Source organism: Pseudomonas berkeleyensis, assembly GCF_014109765.1.
GTDB lineage: Bacteria > Pseudomonadota > Gammaproteobacteria > Pseudomonadales > Pseudomonadaceae > Aquipseudomonas > Aquipseudomonas berkeleyensis.
The window spans coordinates 3,264,746-3,282,286 of record NZ_CP059139.1 but is presented as its reverse complement, the minus strand read 5'-3'; the positions used below and the strand labels follow the sequence as shown (position 1 = coordinate 3,282,286).

General features: G+C 62.5%; 18 protein-coding genes. 9 read left to right on the top strand and 9 right to left on the bottom strand.

Translation table 11 applies throughout. The features are described 5' to 3' along the window. Position 1: 1 nt before the first annotated feature. From HS968_RS15275 to HS968_RS15260, 4 genes are all read right to left on the bottom strand, one after another. Positions 2-415, bottom strand: coding sequence for a Spy/CpxP family protein refolding chaperone (locus HS968_RS15275; protein WP_182366913.1), 414 nt, complete (start codon positions 413-415; stop codon positions 2-4). Positions 416-689: 274 nt separating this feature from the next. Beyond that, positions 690-1,367 (bottom strand): response regulator transcription factor, encoded by a 678-nt coding sequence (locus HS968_RS15270; protein WP_119691641.1) that lies wholly within the window; start codon positions 1,365-1,367, stop codon positions 690-692. A 4-nt stretch (positions 1,368-1,371) separates the two neighbouring features. Beyond that, positions 1,372-1,752 (bottom strand): translation initiation factor 2 (IF-2, GTPase), encoded by a 381-nt coding sequence (locus HS968_RS15265; protein ID WP_119691640.1) that lies wholly within the window; start codon positions 1,750-1,752, stop codon positions 1,372-1,374. A 37-nt stretch (positions 1,753-1,789) separates the two neighbouring features. Next, positions 1,790-2,089, bottom strand: a complete 300-nt coding sequence (locus tag HS968_RS15260) for a YciI family protein (RefSeq protein ID WP_106740243.1) — start codon at positions 2,087-2,089, stop codon at positions 1,790-1,792. A 119-nt stretch (positions 2,090-2,208) separates the two neighbouring features. Between HS968_RS15260 and HS968_RS15255 the strand changes: the two genes are divergently transcribed. The 6 genes from HS968_RS15255 to rluB all read left to right on the top strand — a co-directional run bounded on the left by HS968_RS15255 (position 2,209) and on the right by rluB (position 7,016). Beyond that, on the top strand, positions 2,209-3,075 hold the full coding sequence (locus tag HS968_RS15255; RefSeq protein ID WP_119691638.1) for a PHP domain-containing protein: 867 nt from the start codon (positions 2,209-2,211) through the stop codon (positions 3,073-3,075). A 13-nt stretch (positions 3,076-3,088) separates the two neighbouring features. After that, positions 3,089-3,718 carry an L-threonylcarbamoyladenylate synthase gene (locus HS968_RS15250; protein ID WP_182366911.1) on the top strand — a complete coding sequence of 210 codons (630 nt, stop codon included), beginning with the start codon at positions 3,089-3,091 and terminating at the stop codon, positions 3,716-3,718. Positions 3,719-3,875: 157 nt separating this feature from the next. Next, positions 3,876-4,574 carry a segregation and condensation protein A gene (locus tag HS968_RS15245; RefSeq protein WP_182371631.1) on the top strand — a complete coding sequence of 233 codons (699 nt, stop codon included), beginning with the start codon at positions 3,876-3,878 and terminating at the stop codon, positions 4,572-4,574. After that, complete coding sequence (scpB, locus tag HS968_RS15240; RefSeq protein WP_182366909.1) at positions 4,571-5,362, top strand: SMC-Scp complex subunit ScpB; 792 nt, start codon at positions 4,571-4,573, stop codon at positions 5,360-5,362. The genes HS968_RS15245 and scpB overlap by 4 nt, the downstream gene beginning before the upstream one ends. A 96-nt stretch (positions 5,363-5,458) precedes the next feature. Continuing rightward, positions 5,459-5,641, top strand: coding sequence for a DUF1289 domain-containing protein (locus tag HS968_RS15235; RefSeq protein ID WP_119691635.1), 183 nt, complete (start codon positions 5,459-5,461; stop codon positions 5,639-5,641). 217 nt (positions 5,642-5,858) lie between these two features. Continuing rightward, positions 5,859-7,016: a 23S rRNA pseudouridine(2605) synthase RluB gene (gene rluB, locus HS968_RS15230; protein ID WP_182366907.1), complete on the top strand. Its 1,158-nt coding sequence runs from the start codon at positions 5,859-5,861 to the stop codon at positions 7,014-7,016. A gap of 77 nt (positions 7,017-7,093) precedes the next feature. Here rluB and HS968_RS15225 read toward each other — a convergent pair whose 3' ends face one another. The 5 genes from HS968_RS15225 to HS968_RS15205 all read right to left on the bottom strand — a co-directional run bounded on the left by HS968_RS15225 (position 7,094) and on the right by HS968_RS15205 (position 12,068). Beyond that, positions 7,094-8,020 carry a GGDEF domain-containing protein gene (locus HS968_RS15225; protein WP_119691633.1) on the bottom strand — a complete coding sequence of 309 codons (927 nt, stop codon included), beginning with the start codon at positions 8,018-8,020 and terminating at the stop codon, positions 7,094-7,096. A 236-nt stretch (positions 8,021-8,256) separates the two neighbouring features. Further along, positions 8,257-8,997: a YciK family oxidoreductase gene (locus HS968_RS15220; protein ID WP_182366905.1), complete on the bottom strand. Its 741-nt coding sequence runs from the start codon at positions 8,995-8,997 to the stop codon at positions 8,257-8,259. Positions 8,998-9,082: 85 nt separating this feature from the next. Next, positions 9,083-9,754, bottom strand: a complete 672-nt coding sequence (gene mupP, locus HS968_RS15215; RefSeq protein WP_182366903.1) for an N-acetylmuramic acid 6-phosphate phosphatase MupP — start codon at positions 9,752-9,754, stop codon at positions 9,083-9,085. A gap of 5 nt (positions 9,755-9,759) precedes the next feature. Beyond that, positions 9,760-10,458 carry a bifunctional 2-polyprenyl-6-hydroxyphenol methylase/3-demethylubiquinol 3-O-methyltransferase UbiG gene (gene ubiG / locus HS968_RS15210; RefSeq protein ID WP_106740268.1) on the bottom strand — a complete coding sequence of 233 codons (699 nt, stop codon included), beginning with the start codon at positions 10,456-10,458 and terminating at the stop codon, positions 9,760-9,762. Positions 10,459-10,748: 290 nt separating this feature from the next. Beyond that, entirely contained in the window at positions 10,749-12,068 is a 1,320-nt protein-coding gene (locus tag HS968_RS15205) for a TRZ/ATZ family hydrolase (RefSeq protein ID WP_182366900.1), read from the bottom strand. 162 nt (positions 12,069-12,230) lie between these two features. On the opposite strand from HS968_RS15205, the gene mtnA reads away from it, so the two are divergent. From mtnA to serC, 3 genes are all read left to right on the top strand, one after another. Further along, complete coding sequence (gene mtnA / locus HS968_RS15200) at positions 12,231-13,307, top strand: S-methyl-5-thioribose-1-phosphate isomerase (RefSeq protein WP_182366898.1); 1,077 nt, start codon at positions 12,231-12,233, stop codon at positions 13,305-13,307. 224 nt (positions 13,308-13,531) lie between these two features. Next, positions 13,532-16,300, top strand: coding sequence for a DNA gyrase subunit A (gyrA, locus tag HS968_RS15195; RefSeq protein ID WP_182366896.1), 2,769 nt, complete (start codon positions 13,532-13,534; stop codon positions 16,298-16,300). Between the two features lie 155 nt (positions 16,301-16,455). Beyond that, complete coding sequence (gene serC / locus HS968_RS15190; protein ID WP_179624705.1) at positions 16,456-17,541, top strand: 3-phosphoserine/phosphohydroxythreonine transaminase; 1,086 nt, start codon at positions 16,456-16,458, stop codon at positions 17,539-17,541.

Genomic DNA, 17,541 nt, shown 5'->3' with positions numbered 1-17,541 from the left:
CTCAGTTGGCCTTGGCTTCCTTCTCGGCTTTCCAGGCCTTGAACTCGGCCATTTCGGCGCGGCGAGCTTCCATTTTCTTCTGGTGTTCGTCGAAGGCCTTCTGCTGCTCCGGGGTGAGTAGGTCTCGCAGGGCCTTGTGTTGTGCGGCGCGAGCGGTTTCCAGCTCTTTCTTCATGGCCTGCTTTTCGGCTTCCGGCAGCTTGTCCAGGTAGCGCTTGGTGATTTCACGATGGGACTTCATCTGCTCGCCCATCAGTTTGCGAAACTCCTGGCGCTGCTCCTTGCTCAGGTTCAGTTCCTTGAACATGCCTGGGCCACGGTCGTGATGACGCGGGCCACCTTCGTCCATCGGCATGGCGATGGCCAGGGTCGGCAGGGCAGCGGCGAACAGCAGGACGGTGAGGGTCTTACGCATGGTGTTTCTCCTTGTCTTGAGAACCTGTTTTACGATCTAGCGAGCTAGAGTCATGCAAGGCGAAAACAGACGAGGAAGCGGAGTGTACTGTTGTACATGAGCATTCCGAGTCTGTTTTCAACGCTGCAGGGCCGACGCGCAGCAGGTCGTAAACAGGTTCCGAGGCCGGTAAGTACCGGATGGGCTCATTATGCGGCGGTCAAGGTCAAGGGCAGTCAGGCGTGGGTAAAGCTTCGGTAAAGGCGATGTTTCGAGGCATTTACGCAAGCAGCCGTCATGGCGCGTAGTAATAGCCGCGGCTGCGCAGGGCGAGGATGCGTGGACGGCCATCCGGGTGCGGGCCGAGCTTCTTGCGCAGGTTGCTGACGTGCATGTCCAGGCTGCGGTCATACAGCGTCAGCTTGCGGCCCAGGGCCAGTTGCGCCAGTTCCTGCTTGTCCAGCGGTTCGCCGGGCTGGCGTAGGAGAGCTTCGAGCAGGCGGCTCTCGGAAACGGTCAGCGGCATGTCATGTTCGCCAATGCTGACCACGCCGCGGTTGGGGCTGAAGCTCAGGTCGCCCAGTTCCAGCTGGCTGCTGATCGGTGCTGGCGCCGTGCGGCGTAGTACGGCGCGCAGGCGTGCAGTCAGTTCGCGCGGATCACAGGGCTTGGCCAGGTAGTCGTCGGCGCCGAGTTCCAGGCCGAGAATGCGATCCAGCGGTTCGCCACGCGCCGACAGCATCAGCACTGGAAGCTCGGGATGCTCGTTGCGCAGTTGCTTGAGCAGTTCCAGGCCGCTGCCGTCGGGCAGCATCACGTCCAGTACCACGGCGTCCGGTGCCTGCGCAGCGAGGGTCTGGCGGGCACTGCCGGCTTCATGACAAGCCGTGACCTGAAAACCTTCCTGGGTCAACCAGCTGGCCAGCAGCTCGCACAGTTCCTGGTCGTCATCGATCAGCAATAAACGGCTCATGGGCTCAGTTGATCCACTCGCGACGGGTTTTGCGCCGGCCACGCAATACCGCGCCAACCACTGCGGAAATCACACTGAGCCCGGCGCCGAGGGCGAACCAGGTCTGTTCCTCGCTGAGCAGTTTCGGCTGAGTCTGGGCCTGGCTCTCCTTGAGTTGCAGGCGCAGGCGCTGGTTTTCCTGGCGCAGGCGCTGCAGTTGCACGGCGTTATTGGCTTCCTGCTCGCTGCGCAATTGCTCGCTTTGCTCCAGGCGCTGTTGCAGCGCTTCGCTCTGCGCCGTTGTCGCGGCATCCGTGGCCGCAGGGGGCGTGGCATCTTCCTCGGCCTGCGCAAGCGCACAGGTCAACAACAGGGTGACCAGCAGGGGCAGCGGGATCGGGCGCATCGCGATTCCTTGTATGCGAAAGCAGCTAGGGTTGGGATCAGGGGAAGACTTTCTTGAAGGGCTTGACGATGACACTGGCGTATACGCCAGCCGCGCGATAAGGATCGGCATCGGCCCAGGCTTGCGCAGCTTCCAGCGAGTCGAACTCGGCGACGATCAGGCTGCCGCTGAAACCTGCCGGGCCCGGGTCATTGCTGTCGATTGCCGGATGTGGGCCAGCCACTACCACACGACCTTCCTGCTTGAGCTGCTCAAGACGCGCGAGGTGAGCCGGGCGCGCGGCCAGACGGTTTTCCAGGGAGTTTTCGACGTCGGTGGCGATGATGGCGTAGAGCATCTCAGTCCTTATTTGGATCGACCTAGGGAGGGAAGGGCAAGCATTTATGCCAGACAACGGCAGCTAGAAGACGGATGTGGGGCATAATAACAAACATCAATCTCAACGAAAGCGCCGCCATGATTGTCGATCTGCACTGCCACAGCACCGCCTCCGATGGCGCCCTGGCCCCCTCCGTACTGGTGGCTCGGGCGCATGCGCGTGGCGTGCGCTTGCTGGCGTTGACCGATCACGACACCCTCGAAGGCCTCGAGGAGGCACGTAGCGCCGCGGCAGCGTTGGACATGCAATTGGTCAATGGCATCGAGCTGTCATGCACCTGGGGCGGCGCGACCATTCACGTGCTGGGCTACGCCTTCGAGCGTGAGGCGCCAGCGTTACGCCAGGCCATCGAGGCTTTGCATCATGGTCGCTGGCAGCGCGCCGAGGAAATCGACCGGCGTCTGGCCGCGAAGGGTATGCCGGGCGCGTTGGATGGGGCCCGCGCGATCCAGCGAGAGCTGGGCGACAGCGGCAACGCGCCGGCACGACCGCATTTTGCCGAGTTCATGGTGCGCGCAGGGTTCGTGCGCGACCGTGCCGAAGCCTTCCGCAAGTGGCTGGGCTCGGGCAAGTTGGGCGATGTCAAACAGCACTGGCCTGCTCTTGAGGAGACCGTCGACACCTTGCGGGCCGCTAACGCCTGGATCAGCCTGGCGCATCCGTGGCAGTACGACTTTACTCGCAGTAAGCGTCGGCGTTTGGTGGCCGATTTTGCAGCGGCAGGTGGGCATGCCCTGGAAGTGGTCAACGGCATGCAACCGGCCGAGCAGGTCGGCGGTCTGGCGATTCTGGCGCGTGAATTCGGCTTGATGGCCAGTGTCGGTAGCGATTTTCATGCGCCGGGTGACTGGTCCGAACTGGGCATGTATCGCCCGTTACCCGATGACCTGACGGCGCTCTGGGAGCGCTTCGACCATGTACAGTCATCCGCTGTCACCCCATGAGCAGGGAGCAAGTGTGAGTCAATTCTTCCAGGTTCACCCGGAGAACCCCCAAGCTCGCCTGATAAAACAGGCGGTAGAGATCATTCGTAGTGGCGGCGTGGTGGTCTATCCCACCGATTCGTCCTATGCGCTGGGCTGCATGATCGGCGACAAGAATGCGGTGGAACGCATTCGGCGCCTGCGTCAGCTCGACGACAAGCACAACTTCACCCTGGTCTGCCGTGATCTGTCGCAGATCGGTCTGTTCGCCAAGGTCGATACCGCGGCCTTCCGTTTGCTGAAGAACCATACGCCAGGCCCCTACACCTTCATTCTCAATGCCACGCGTGAAGTGCCGCGCATGCTCTTGCATCCCAAGCGCCGCACCATCGGCATTCGTGTGCCGAGCCATCCCATCGCTCTGGCGCTGCTGGAGCAACTGGGCGAGCCGCTGATGAGCGTCAGCCTGATTCTGCCGGGCGACGATCTGCCGCTTTCTGATCCGTACGAGATGCGCCAGATGCTCGAGCGCCAGGTCGATCTGATCATCGACGGCGGCTTTGGCGGGCTGGAGGCCTCCACTGTGGTCAATCTGGCAGACGACTCGCCGGAGATCATCCGGGTCGGTTGTGGCGACCCGTCGCCATTCGAAGGTGACGAGTGATGGTTCGCCTCTCTGTTCGAGGCCGTAGGCAATGAGCGAGAACCTTGTGCCGGCCGTAGACAGCCAGGCCGGCGCGCAGCAGGAACTGCCGTTCGCTCTGGTCTATGGTGAGGCCGTTACCGAGCTGCCACTGGATCTGTATATCCCGCCGGATGCGCTGGAGGTGTTTCTCGAAGCCTTCGAAGGGCCGCTCGACCTGCTGCTGTACCTGATTCGCAAGCAGAACATCGACATTCTCGACATCCCTGTGGCGGAAATCACCCGTCAGTACATGGGCTACGTCGAACTGATGCATACGGTGCGTCTGGAGCTGGCTGCCGAGTACCTGGTGATGGCGGCCATGCTCGCCGAGATCAAGTCGCGCATGCTGCTGCCGCGCTCGAGTGAGGCGGAAGAGGAAGAGGACGACCCGCGCGCCGAACTGATTCGCCGCCTGCAGGAATACGAGCGCTTCAAGGCTGCTGCCGAGGGCCTGGACGAGTTGCCGCGGGTAGGCCGCGATGTCACGGTGCCGCGCCTGGACGCGCCGGAGGCCCGTGCGCGCAAGCTGCTGCCGGATGTCAGTCTGGAAGAGGTGCTGCTGTCGATGGCCGAGGTGCTGCGCCGCGCCGACATGTTCGAGAGTCACCAGGTCACCCGCGAAGCGCTGTCGACCCGCGAACGCATGAGCGAAGTGCTCGAACGTCTCAAGGGCGGTGCTTTCGTGCCTTTCATCGAACTGTTCGGTGCCGATGAAGGGCGCCTGGGCGTGGTAGTGACCTTTATGGCCGTGCTCGAATTGATCAAGGAATCTCTGGTCGAGCTGGTGCAAAATGAGCCCTTCGCTGCCATCCACGTCCGAGCCCGTGCTGAATGAACCTGACCGATCCCCGCGAGCTGGCCCAACTGCTCGAAGCCTTTCTTCTGGCGTCCGGCAAGCCGCAGTCCCTGGAGCGTCTCTTCGAGTTATTCGAGGAAGCTGAGCGGCCGGAACCCGAGCAGTTCGAGAAGGCGCTGGACGTGCTGCGGCAGTCCTGCGAGGGTCGCGCTTTTGAATTGAAGGAAGTCGCCTCCGGCTATCGTCTGCAGGTGCGCGAGCGTTTCGCCCCCTGGGTCGGTCGGCTGTGGGAGGAGCGCCCGCAACGCTACTCGCGTGCGCTGCTGGAGACACTGGCGCTGATCGCCTATCGCCAGCCCATCACCCGCGGTGAAATCGAAGATGTGCGCGGTGTGGCGGTCAACAGCAACATCACCAAGACCCTGCTCGAGCGCGAGTGGATTCGGGTAGTGGGCTATCGCGACGTGCCCGGCCGTCCGGCGATGTTCGCCACCACCAAGGGCTTTCTCGACCATTTCAATCTCAAGAGCCTCGACGAATTGCCGCCATTGGCTGCTCTGCGGGAGTTGGAGCCGGAACCCGAGCTGGCGCTAGAAGACGATGCCGAGGTGCCGGCGGGATTGCAGGCGAGGGCCGATCTGGTTCTGCAGGAAGACGGCGAGCCGGCCGAGCCCCGCGAAGAAACCAGCTTCCGCAGCCTGCTGGCCGAGTTGGACACCATGGAGCAGGGACTCAAGACCGACTTCGACGATCTGCGCCTGGCGGATGATGAAGACGAAGCCGTGGCCAACACGGCCGATCTGGATGACGACGAAACGTTGCATTGAGATCGTTTAAGCCGTTCATCGAATACTTCAATCTCGCTCTCGGCCGCCAGGCCTCTATTCTTGCGCCCATCCGATACTTCCTGTCGAGGCGGTTCAATGAGCAAGAATCCCTGCATCAAGGTCTGCGAGTTCGAGCGCGACATCTGCCTGGGCTGCGGTCGCAGTCGTCAGGAAATCAAAGGCTGGAAGCGCCTGGACAAGAGTGAGCGCCGGGTGTTGCTGGCCGAGGCCGATATGCGCCTGCTGGCGCTGGAGGCGACTGGCCGCCGCAAGCGCTAGGCGTATACCCACTGTTTGTAGGCGTCGTGCTCTGCGGTGAATGCCAACGATTGCCCAATACCAAGCACTGCTACAGAGCCCGCCGCAGGGCCTCTGGGGTTCAACGAGATACTCGGCTATGCATGCGGATGCGTCAGTATCGTCTACCCTAAGGGCTTTGCAGCGCGTATGATGCGCGCCCTTCGATCATCCACTACTACACCGGGAGGTGCCTTTGATGACTGAGCACGAACAACCACGCCCTGCAGGCGAGAAACTGCAGAAAGTCCTGGCCCGCATGGGCCTTGCCTCGCGCCGCGAGATCGAGACCTGGATCGGCGAAGGCCGCGTCAAGGTCAATGGCGTAGCCGCCACGCTCGGCCAGCGCGTCGATAGCCATGACGCCATTGCCCTCGATGGCCGCCTGCTCAAGCGCGAAGAGATCGCCGGCTCGGTACGCCGTGTGCTGATCTACAACAAGCCGGATGGTGAGATCTGCACCCGTGACGATCCGGAAGGCCGTCCTACCGTATTCGACCGTTTGCCGCGTCCGAAAGAAGGTCGCTGGATCAATATCGGTCGCCTCGACATCAACACCACCGGTTTGCTGCTGTTCACTACCGATGGTGAGTTGGCCAACCGCCTGATGCACCCGTCCTACCAGATGGATCGTGAGTACGCCGTACGCGTGCGCGGTGAAGTCACCGAAGAAATGCTGGAGAACCTCAAGACCGGGGTCATGCTCGAAGACGGTCCGGCCAAGTTCACCGACATCAAGGAAGCACCAGGCGGTGAAGGCTTCAACCACTGGTACCACTGCGTGGTGATGGAAGGGCGTAACCGCGAAGTTCGCCGTCTGTGGGAGTCCCAGGGGCTGGTTGTCAGCCGCCTGAAGCGCGTGCGCTTCGGTCCGGTATTCCTGACCTCCGATCTGACCATGGGCCGCTGGCGTGAGATGGATCAGCGCGAAGTGGACATTCTCAGTGCGGAAGTCGGCCTGACGCCGCAGGCACTGCCGGCGATGAAGGAAAAGACCCGCGAGAAGCTCGACCGCTTGCAGCGCAAGTCGGCCAAGCCGGTGGAGGTGCGTGGCAAGCGCGTACTGCGTCCGGCAAAGGACGAGGCAGTTGCAGAGGGCGCCCGTCCGAGCCGTGCGCCACGTCGCGACGAGGGTGAGCAGCGAACGCCGCGTGCACCGCGCAAAGAGGGCGGCGAGCGTCGGGAAAATGGCCGTGGCACGCCGGTCGCCGAGCGCCCGAATGATGTGAAGAAGCGTCAGCCGCGCCCGGCGGTCGAGCTGGCTGACCGTCCGGCCCGCAAACCGCGTCCGGCTTCGCCGAGCAAGCGTCCGCCTGCTGGTGACGGCCAACGTCCGGGCTTCGGACGTAAACGCTGATCGACGAAAAAAGGGACTCTGCGGAGTCCCTTTTTCATTCTGGCCCGGATTTCATTCGGCAGACGAAAGGCCGTCTCTCAGCCCGCCATGGACAGGCGGTTGCGGCCCTCGCGCTTGGCGACATACAAGGCGTTGTCGGCGCGGCGTAGCAGGCTTTCGGCGGATTCGCCCGGCAGCAGGCTGGAGCAGCCGAGGCTGATCGAAACATCGATTGGTCGGCCGGCATCCAGGCATTGCAGCTCCATCACGGCAAAACGCAGGCGCTCACCTACCAGGGCGGCGCCTTCGCGGTTGGTGCCGGAGAGAATCACCAGAAACTCCTCGCCGCCATAGCGGAACACCATGTCGATGTTGCGCAGCTGGCTCTTGAGGGTCTGAGCGACGGCTTTCAGCACTTCATCGCCCAGTGCATGGCCGTGGTTGTCATTGATCGTCTTGAAGTGATCGATGTCCAGCATCAGCATGGACAGCGGTTGCAAGTTGCGGCGAGCCAGATCCACCTCGCGTTGCAATACCTGATCCATGGCGATGCGGTTGCCGGTGTCGGTCAGTGGGTCGCGTAGGGCGCTTTGCAGGGCGGTGCGGTAGAGCAGGGCGTTGCGTAGTGGAAACAGCAGGCTGGCCAGCAGCGACTCCAGCTGCATCAGCTCTTCTTCGGCGAAGCGCTGCTTGCGACGGAAGATCAGTTCGCCCAAGTATTCCCCTTCGTGGCTCAGACGATAGCCGGCCGAGTGCGGTGCTCGATCGCCCAGCTCCAGGCGCAGATCGTGCGAGGGATGCTGGAACGCCAGGGTATCGAGCGGTACCAGGCGCTGCACCTCGCGGAAGAACAGACCGACAATGCGTTCGACATCCAGGCTGGTTTGCAATTGTAGGCTCAGCTGATGACGCAGCTCCGCCAGGCTGGCCGGCTTGAGGGGCAGATTGCGGCTGCCGGTAAAGCCAAGGCGCTGCAGCTTGGCGGCGTCGAAATCGATGGTGTTGGATTGGCTGGGGGGAACCATGGAGCTGAACCTCTGGCGCGATGGTGCGACGAGAGGGTTAGAGCGAATTTCATGCCAGCTGGTTCAGGATTGGTAAAAATCCTTTTACTTCAGTGGCTTGGGTATTTATCCGGCTGGCAAGTGGCAGACTTTTGCCGGTTGTCTGACGGCAATGCTGGCAATGTGCTGCCGCTTGGTTGTGGGCGTGGCGGATTTCTGTCGCGAGCCACCCGGCGCTTGGCGCCGGGCGGGTGGTGTTACTGGGCGTCGAAAGCCTGGCCATTGACGCCGATGCTGTCCGATCCCATCAGGTAGAGATAGACCGGCATGATGTCTTGCGGCAGCGGGCGAGTCGCCGGATTTTCCCCCGGATAGGCCTGAGCGCGCATGTCGGTACGTGTGGCGCCAGGGTTGATGCTGTTGGCGCGTACGTTGCTGATGCCATCGAGTTCGTCGGCCATGACCTGCATCAGGCCTTCGGTGGCGAATTTGGAGACGGCATAGGCACCCCAATAGGCGCGACCCTTGCGGCCGACGCTGCTGGAGGTGAAGACCACCGAGGCATCCTGGGACAGTTTGAGCAGCGGCAGGAGGGTGCTGCTGAGCATGAACATGGCGTTGACGTTGACATGCATCACGCGCATGAAGTTGTCACCGGACAGCTGTTCCAAGGGTGTCCGTGGGCCGAGGATCGAGGCGTTGTGCAGCAGGCCGTCGAGGCGACCGAATTCGTTCTCGATCATCACTGCCAGTTCGTCGTACTGATGCGGCAGGGCGGTTTCCAGGTTGAAGGGGATCACCACCGGCTGCGGATGGCCGGCGGCCTCGATCTCGTCATAGACCTGGCTCAGGTTGGCCTCGGTCTTGCCCAACAGCAGCACGGTGGCGCCGTGTGCGGCGAAGCTCTTAGCGGCTGCCGCGCCGATGCCGCGACCTGCGCCGGTGATCAGGATGACCCGATCCTTGAGCAGGTCGGGGCGGGCGGTGTAGTCGAACATGTGAGAATCCTTCGGAGAGCTCTAAGGGTAGGGCGGGGCACGCCCGCCAAATGGGAGAGTGGCGGGTTTCACCCGCCCTGCGAGATCAACAGCTGCAAATGGCGCGGTCGAGGACAGCACGCAGTTCCTGTGGGTGATCCACGACAACGTCGGCGCCCCAGTTGCGTGGGTTGTCTTCGGGGTGGATATAGCCGTAGGTCACTGCAGCAGTGCGACAGCCTGCGGCGCGGCCAGATTCGATATCGCGCGCATCATCGCCGATGAACAGCACTTCCTCCGGTTTGACGCCCATCTGCTGGCAGGCGAGCAGCAACATGTCCGGGGCCGGTTTGCTCTGTTCGACATGATCAGGGCAGACCAGTACCGCAGAGCGTTCTGCCAGCTTCAGGCGTTGCATGATCGGCTCGGCATAGCGCAGCGGCTTGTTGGTGGCAACGCCCCACAGCAGGCGCGCCTGCTCGATATCGCTGAGCAGGTCTTCGATACCGTCGAACGGACGGGTCAGCACCGCGCAATGTTCCTGGTAGCGCTCGAGAAACTCCTGGCGCAACGCCTCGAAGGCGGGCGAGTCCGGTGCTTCGTCGAACGCACAGCTGACCATGGCGCGTGCGCCGCCGGAGACCTGGTCGCGAATCACCTTGTCGGCCAGGGGCGGCAGGCCGCGAGCGGCGCGCATGGCCTGGGTGATGGCGATGAAGTCTGGCGCCGAGTCGAGCAGGGTGCCGTCCATGTCGAAAAGAACCGCTTTCAAACGCATGCGTGTCACTCCTTGCGCAGCGTCTGGATCATGTAGTTGACGTCTACGTCAGCTTCCAGTTTGTAGTGCTTGGTCAGAGGGTTGTAGGTCAGGCCGATGATGTCCTTGACCTCCAGTCCTGCCGCGCGACTCCAGGCGCCGAGTTCTGAGGGGCGAATGAATTTCTTGAAGTCATGGGTGCCGCGTGGCAGCAGGCGCAGGATGTACTCGGCGCCGATCACTGCGAATAGATAGGCCTTGGGGTTGCGGTTGATGGTGGAGAAGAACACCTGGCCGCCGGGTTTGACCAGTTTGTGGCAGGCGCGGATCACCGAGGACGGATCGGGTACGTGCTCGAGCATCTCCAGGCAGGTGACCACATCGAACTGGCCCGGCATTTCCTCGGCGATGGCTTCGGCGGTGATCTGTCGGTATTCGACTTCGACGCCGGACTCCAGTTGGTGCAGCTGGGCCACGGACAGCGGGGCTTCGCCCATGTCGATGCCGGTGACAGTGGCGCCGCGCTGGGCCATTGCCTCGCTGAGGATGCCGCCGCCGCAACCGACGTCGAGCACGCGTTTGCCGGCCAGGCCGACGCGCTCGTCGATCCAGTTCACCCGTAGCGGGTTGATGTCGTGCAGAGGTTTGAACTCGCTCTGAAGATCCCACCAGCGGTGTGCCAGTGCCTCGAATTTGGCGATTTCGGCGCGGTCGACGTTGCTCATAAGCATCTCTTTGAAAGCATGGAAAGCGTATCGCCGCCATGTTGCCAGTTTAAGACTCGGCGTGGGGCGGCGTGGATTCGTTCAATGTATGTCAGTTTGTCGCAGTGGCTTGGAAATGTTGTAGCGCCCAAGGGTTATCGGCGGCTCATCTGCTTCGTTGATACTCGGTCTGCTCCCTCTCCCATTTATGGGAGAGGGTTGGGGAGAGGGGCAGGCTAGTCGCGCGGTGTTGCCTGACAGCCCTCTCCCCCGGCCCCTCTCCCGCAAGCGGGAGAGGGGGGTAAGCGGTGTTACTTGCTGGCAATTCGGGTTCCCCAGTCCTTGGCCCTGGCGATCAGCTCGTTTTCGTCCATACGGGTCAGGCGGCCATCATCCAGCAGTTGCTTGCCGCCGACCCACAGGTGTTTCACGCAGTCGCGGCCGCTGGCATAGATCAGTTGTGAAACCGGATCATAGACCGGTTGCTGGGCCAGGCCGGAAAGGTCGAAAGCGGCCACGTCGGCCAGCTTGCCCAGCTCTAGTGAGCCGATCTGGCTCTCCAGGCCCAAGGCGCGGGCGCCGTTGAGCGTGGCCATGCGCAGCGCGCTATGGGCGTGCAGGGCGGTGGCCGAGCCTGCGACTGCCTTGGCCAGCAGTGCGGCAGTGCGGGTTTCACCGAGCAGGTCGAGGTCGTTGTTGCTCGCCGCACCATCAGTGCCGATGGCGACGTTGACGCCGGCCTGCCACAGGCGTTCGACCGGGCAGAAGCCGCTGGCCAGTTTCAGGTTGGACTCCGGGCAATGGACGATGCTGCAGTTATGTTCCACCAGCAGGGCCAGATCGTCGTCGTCGATCTGGGTCATGTGCACGGCCTGGAAACGTGGGCCGAGCAGGCCGAGACGGGCCAGGCGTGCCAGCGGGCGCTCGCCGTGCTTGGCGACGGCCTCGGCGACTTCCTGGGCGGTTTCATGCACGTGCATGTGGATGCCGGCGTCCAGTTCGTCGGCCAGGACGCGGATCTGCTCGAGCTTGTCGTCACTGACCGTGTAAGGGGCGTGCGGGCCGAAGGCGATACGAATGCGTGGATGCTGCTTGAGATCGTCGAACAGCTGCAGGCCCTTGCGCAGCGCCTCGGCGGCGTTGAGTGCGCCAGGCACCGGGAAATCCAGCACGGGCACGGTGATCTGTGCGCGAACGCCAGCGTTGTGCACGCACTCGGCGGCCGTCTGCGGGTAGAAGTACATGTCGGAGAAGCAACTGATGCCGCCCTTGACCTGCTCGGCGATGGCCAGGTCGGTGCCATCGCGGACGAAGTCTTCGTCGACCCAGCGGCTCTCTGCCGGCCAGATATGCTCCTGCAGCCAGGTCATCAGTGGCAGGTCGTCGGCGATGCCGCGCAGCAGGCTCATGGCTGCGTGTCCATGCGCGTTGACCAGGCCCGGGGCAAGCAGGCAGTCCGGCAGCTCGCGCACTTCTGTTGTTGGGTGGCGTAGCGCCTCGCTGCGCGGCGCGATCAGGACGATTTGGCCGTCACGAATACCCAGGCCATGCTCGCGCAATACCACGCCAGCCGGCTCCACGGGCACCAGCCAGGTGGGCAGGAGCAGGAGGTCGAGAGGGGCTTCGGGCATGGTCGGCTGTCCGTATGGCGTGAAGACTGCATAAAAGAAGTGCGCCAGTGTATAGATGAACGTCCGCTGCTTGAAGCCGTGGGCGCTGCTGGATTGTTCGGTCTGCGCCTGCTTCTCTGCGTATAATCCGCGATTTTTTGGCCGTGAAGGGTGGAGTGCGCGATGCGCGAGCAATTGCTGGCGGTGGAGAAGGTTCAGGCGATCGACTGGCGCGATGGCGCCCTGTATCTGCTCGATCAGCGCCTGTTGCCGAACCAGCAGGTCTGGCTGCGCTTCGAGTCGGCCGCAGCGGTGGCCGATGCGATTGCTGACATGGTGGTGCGTGGTGCTCCGGCCATTGGCATTGCTGCTGCTTACGGCCTAGTGCTGGCGGCGCGTGCCAGGCTGCAGGTTGGGGGCGACTGGCGTGAGGCGCTGGATGCGGATTTCGCTCGCCTCGAGCAATCGCGCCCCACCGCAGTGAACCTGTTCTGGGCTCTGCAGCGCATGCGTGAGCGTCTGGCGCGGCTCAAGGATGGCGATGACATGCTGGCGCTGCTGGAAGCCGAAGCCATCGGCATTCATGTCAGTGACCGCGAAGCCAACCTGACCATGGCGCAGTTGGGCATGGAGCTGATCCGCAAGCATCAGGGCAATTCTCAAGTCGTGCTGACCCACTGCAATGCTGGTGCGCTGGCTACGGGCGGTTTCGGCACCGCCTTGGGGGTGATTCGCGCGGCGCATCTGGAGGGGTTGATCGAGCTCGTCTATGTCGATGAAACGCGAACCTGGCTGCAGGGGGCGCGCCTCACGGCCTGGGAGTTGGTGGGCGATGGTGTGCCGGTGAGCCTCAATGCCGATGCGGCGGCGGCTCACCTGATGAAGACCAAGGGCATCACCTGGGTGATCGTCGGTGCTGAGCGGATTGCCGCCAATGGCGACGTGGCCAACAAGATCGGTACCTATCAGCTGGCGGTCAACGCCATGCACCACGGCGTGCGCTTCATGGTGGTGGCACCCAGTTCGAGCATCGACATGAGCCTGGAAAGCGGTGAGGACATCCTCCTGGGGGAGCGTAGCAGCGATGAACTGTTGGCGGTCGCCGGACAGCGGGTTGCGGCCGATGTGCCAGCGGTCAATCCGGTGTTCGATGTGACTCCGGCTGATCTGGTGGACTACATCGTGACCGAAAAGGGCGTGATCGAGAGGCCGGATGCAGCCAAGCTGGCGCAACTGATGTGCCGCAAGCGCCTGCACTGATCAGCCGATTCGAAGGTGGCCGCGGGGTAGGTGTGCGGCACGCTTTGTGGTAATCTCCGCCAGTTTCCAAGGGGGCTGACTGCAGCCGCCTTCACTGCATCGAATCGTGGCATAACTCGTTGATTTGTCGTGAGTCGTTAGTGGCCTGAGGCCATAGCGACGAGCTCCGTAGCGTTCAGGAAGAATGGCGCGGAGTTTCACCAGAAAAAGGAACCAGGCTTCTCATGGGCGAACTGGCCAAAGAAATTCTCCCGGTCAATATCGAAGACGAGCTGAAACAGTCCTACCTCGACTACGCGATGAGCGTGATCGTCGGGCGTGCGCTGCCGGACGCGCGCGATGGCTTGAAGCCGGTGCATCGCCGTGTGCTGTACGCCATGAGCGAGCTGAACAACGACTGGAATAAGCCGTACAAGAAATCCGCCCGTGTGGTCGGTGACGTGATCGGTAAATACCACCCGCACGGCGACACTGCGGTGTACGACACCATCGTGCGTATGGCTCAGGACTTCTCTCTGCGCTACCTGCTGGTCGATGGCCAGGGTAACTTCGGCTCGGTGGACGGCGACAACGCCGCGGCCATGCGATACACCGAAGTGCGCATGACCAAACTGGCGCATGAGCTGCTGGCCGACCTGGACAAGGAAACCGTCGACTGGGTGCCCAACTACGACGGCACCGAGCAGATTCCGGCGGTCATGCCGACCAAGGTGCCGAACCTGCTGGTCAACGGCTCGTCCGGTATTGCCGTGGGCATGGCCACCAACATCCCGCCGCACAACCTTTCCGAAGTGATCGACGGTTGTCTGGCGCTCATCGACAACGCCGAGCTTACCGTCGATGACCTGATGCAATACATCCCCGGCCCGGACTTCCCGACCGCGGGCATCATCAACGGTCGTGCCGGCATCATCGAGGCCTACCGTACCGGCCGTGGCCGCATCTACGTGCGTGCCCGAGTCGAGGTCGAGGACATCGACAAGGCAGGCAACCGCCAGCAACTGGTCGTTACCGAGTTGCCCTATCAGCTGAACAAGGCGCGTCTGATCGAGAAGATCGCCGAGCTGGTGAAAGAGAAGAAGATCGAAGGCATCACCGAGCTGCGTGACGAATCCGACAAGGACGGCATGCGTGTGGTGATCGAGCTGCGTCGTGGTGAGGTGCCGGATGTTGTGCTGAACAACCTCTATGCCCAGACCCAGATGCAGAGCGTGTTCGGCATCAACGTCGTGGCACTGGTTGACGGTCAGCCGAAGATCATGAACCTCAAGGACATGCTCGAGGTGTTCGTCCGTCACCGCCGTGAAGTGGTGACCCGGCGTACCGTCCACGAGCTGCGCAAGGCGCGTGAGCGCGGCCACATTCTCGAAGGTCAGGCTGTCGCGCTGTCGAACATCGACCCGGTGATCGAGCTGATCAAGAACTCGCCGACGCCGGCTGAGGCCAAGGAGCGCCTGATCGCAGCTGCGTGGGAATCCAGTGCGGTCGAAGCCATGGTCGAGCGCGCGGGTGCTGATTCCTGCCGTCCTGAGGGGCTCGATCCGCAGTACGGCCTGCGTGACGGCAAGTATTTCCTCTCGCCTGAGCAGGCTCAGGCCATCCTCGAGCTGCGCCTGCACCGCCTGACTGGTCTGGAGCACGAGAAGCTGCTGTCCGAGTATCAGGAAATCCTCAACCTGATCGGCGAGTTGATCCATATCCTGACCAGTCCCGAGCGCCTGATGGAGGTCATTCGCGAGGAGCTGGAGAAGATCAAGGCCGAGTTCGGTGATGCTCGTCGTACCGAAATCACCGCGTCGCGTCAGGATCTGACCATCGCCGACCTGATCACCGAGGAAGAGCGTGTCGTCACCATCTCCCACGGTGGCTATGCCAAGAGCCAGCCGCTGGCTGCTTACGAGGCACAGCGTCGCGGTGGCAAGGGCAAGTCTGCCACCGGGGTGAAGGACGAGGACTACGTCGAGCACCTGCTGGTCGCCAACAGCCACGCGACCCTGTTGCTGTTCTCCAGTAAGGGCAAGGTGTACTGGCTGCGTACCTTCGAGATTCCTGAGGCCTCGCGTGCTGCGCGTGGTCGTCCGCTGGTCAACCTGCTGCCATTGGACGAGGGCGAGCGCATCACCGCGATGCTGCAGATCGACCTTGAAGCCCTGCAGCAGAGCGCTGGCGCCGACGAAGACCTGGACGACGAGGGCGTGGTGATCGAAGGCGAAGCCACCGAGGTGGTCGAGGCCGAGGAAGTCGAAGAAGTCGAGGGTGAAACTCCCGAGCTGGTCGCTGAGCCGACTGGCGCCTTCATCTTCATGGCCACTGCCTTCGGCACCGTGAAGAAGACTCCGCTGGTGCAGTTCAGCCGCCCGCGTAGCGCCGGCCTGATTGCCCTGAAGCTGGAAGAGGGCGACACCCTGATCGCGGCAGCCATCACCGATGGTGCCAAGGAAGTCATGTTGTTCTCCGACGCCGGCAAGGTGCTGCGTTTCGCCGAGAGCAAGGTGCGTACCATGGGCCGTACCGCTCGCGGTGTGCGCGGTATGCGCCTGGGCAAGGATCAGCAACTGATTTCCATGCTGATTCCGGAGTCCGGCGCGCAGATTCTCACTGCCTCTGAGCGCGGTTTTGGCAAGCGCACTGGCCTGGGCAAGTTCCCGCGTCGCGGTCGCGGCGGTCAGGGCGTGATCGCCATGGTCACCAGCGAGCGTAACGGCAAGCTGGTTGGCGCCATCCAGGTGCAGGACGGCGAGGAGATCATGCTGATTTCCGACCAGGGCACCCTGGTGCGTACTCGTGTCGACGAAGTCTCCAGTTCCGGCCGTAACACTCAGGGTGTGACCCTGATCAAGCTGGCCAAGGACGAGACGCTGGTCGGCCTGGAGCGTGTACAGGAGCCGACTCCGGTAGAAGACGACGAGCTGGTCGAAGGTGAAGAGGGGACTGAAGTCGCCGAAAATGCCGAAGTACCGGCCGTCGACGCCGAGGAAGCCGGCGAGGAGTGAAGTCGGGTTCGGTGGGAGGGCTTTAGTCGCGACTGTCGCCGCTGAAGCGCCTCCCGCAGAGCATAGGATGGGTTGAGCGCAGCGATACCCATCGGCAAGCAGTATGGACATGCCATCGCTGGTGGTGGCGTTCTGTGAATCTGAGAGAGACAGACGTGAGCAAGCGAGCTTTTAATTTCTGCGCCGGCCCTGCCGCCCTGCCAACCGCCGTACTGGAGCGTGCCCAGGCCGAAATGCTCGACTGGCAAGGTCGAGGTCTGTCGGTCATGGAAATGAGCCATCGCAGCGACGAATACGTAGCGATTGCCAGCCAGGCGGAACAGGACCTGCGCGATCTGCTCGCCGTGCCCAATGACTACAAGGTGCTGTTTCTGCAGGGTGGTGCCAGCCAGCAGTTCGCCGAGATTCCGCTGAACCTGCTGCCGGAAGACGGCGTGGCGGATTACGTCGAGACCGGTATCTGGTCGAAGAAAGCCATCGAAGAGGCGCGTCGCTATGGTGCCATCAATGTGGCTGCCAGTGCCAAGGCGCACGACTACTTTGCCATCCCTGGTCAGAACGACTGGCAGCTGTCGAAAAGTGCTGCCTACGTGCACTACTGCAGCAACGAAACCATCGGCGGCTTGCAGTTCGACTGGATTCCGCAGGTCGGCGATACCCCGCTGGTGGTGGACATGTCCTCGGACATCCTCTCGCGCCCCCTCGATGTTTCGCAGTTCGGCCTGATCTACGCCGGTGCGCAGAAGAATATCGGCCCGAGCGGCCTGGTCGTGGTGATCGTTCGTGAAGACCTGCTCGGTCGCGCCCGTTCGAACTGCCCGACCATGCTCGACTACAAGATCTCGGCCGATAACGGCTCGATGTACAACACTCCGGCGACCTATTCCTGGTACCTGTCCGGCCTGGTTTTCCAGTGGCTGAAGGAGCAGGGTGGTGTCGAGGCCATGGAGCGTATCAATCGCGCCAAGAAGGATCTGCTGTACAAGACCATCGACAGCAGCGACTTCTACAGCAACCCCATCGCCCACAACGCACGCTCCTGGATGAACGTGCCGTTCCGCCTGGCCGATGAGAAGCTGGACAAGGTCTTCCTGGCGGGCGCCGATGAGCGCGGCCTGCTCAACCTCAAGGGGCATCGCTCGGTAGGTGGTATGCGTGCCTCCATCTACAACGCTGTCGGCCTGGATGCGGTCGAGGCGTTGGTGGCCTACATGGCCGAGTTCGAGAAGGAGCACGGCTGA

Coding starts and splice junctions, on each gene's coding strand:
- HS968_RS15265 (WP_119691640.1), bottom strand. CDS start 1,752: ATGCGCCCGATCCCGCTGCCCCTGCTGGTCACCCTGTTGTTGACCTGT.
- HS968_RS15205 (WP_182366900.1), bottom strand. CDS start 12,068: ATGCCCGAAGCCCCTCTCGACCTCCTGCTCCTGCCCACCTGGCTGGTG.
- rluB (WP_182366907.1), top strand. CDS start 5,859: ATGACTGAGCACGAACAACCACGCCCTGCAGGCGAGAAACTGCAGAAA.
- HS968_RS15260 (WP_106740243.1), bottom strand. CDS start 2,089: ATGCTCTACGCCATCATCGCCACCGACGTCGAAAACTCCCTGGAAAAC.
- HS968_RS15270 (WP_119691641.1), bottom strand. CDS start 1,367: ATGAGCCGTTTATTGCTGATCGATGACGACCAGGAACTGTGCGAGCTG.
- HS968_RS15255 (WP_119691638.1), top strand. CDS start 2,209: ATGATTGTCGATCTGCACTGCCACAGCACCGCCTCCGATGGCGCCCTG.
- HS968_RS15220 (WP_182366905.1), bottom strand. CDS start 8,997: ATGTTCGACTACACCGCCCGCCCCGACCTGCTCAAGGATCGGGTCATC.
- scpB (WP_182366909.1), top strand. CDS start 4,571: ATGAACCTGACCGATCCCCGCGAGCTGGCCCAACTGCTCGAAGCCTTT.
- HS968_RS15275 (WP_182366913.1), bottom strand. CDS start 415: ATGCGTAAGACCCTCACCGTCCTGCTGTTCGCCGCTGCCCTGCCGACC.
- ubiG (WP_106740268.1), bottom strand. CDS start 10,458: ATGAGCAACGTCGACCGCGCCGAAATCGCCAAATTCGAGGCACTGGCA.
- HS968_RS15225 (WP_119691633.1), bottom strand. CDS start 8,020: ATGGTTCCCCCCAGCCAATCCAACACCATCGATTTCGACGCCGCCAAG.
- mupP (WP_182366903.1), bottom strand. CDS start 9,754: ATGCGTTTGAAAGCGGTTCTTTTCGACATGGACGGCACCCTGCTCGAC.
- mtnA (WP_182366898.1), top strand. CDS start 12,231: ATGCGCGAGCAATTGCTGGCGGTGGAGAAGGTTCAGGCGATCGACTGG.
- gyrA (WP_182366896.1), top strand. CDS start 13,532: ATGGGCGAACTGGCCAAAGAAATTCTCCCGGTCAATATCGAAGACGAG.
- HS968_RS15235 (WP_119691635.1), top strand. CDS start 5,459: ATGAGCAAGAATCCCTGCATCAAGGTCTGCGAGTTCGAGCGCGACATC.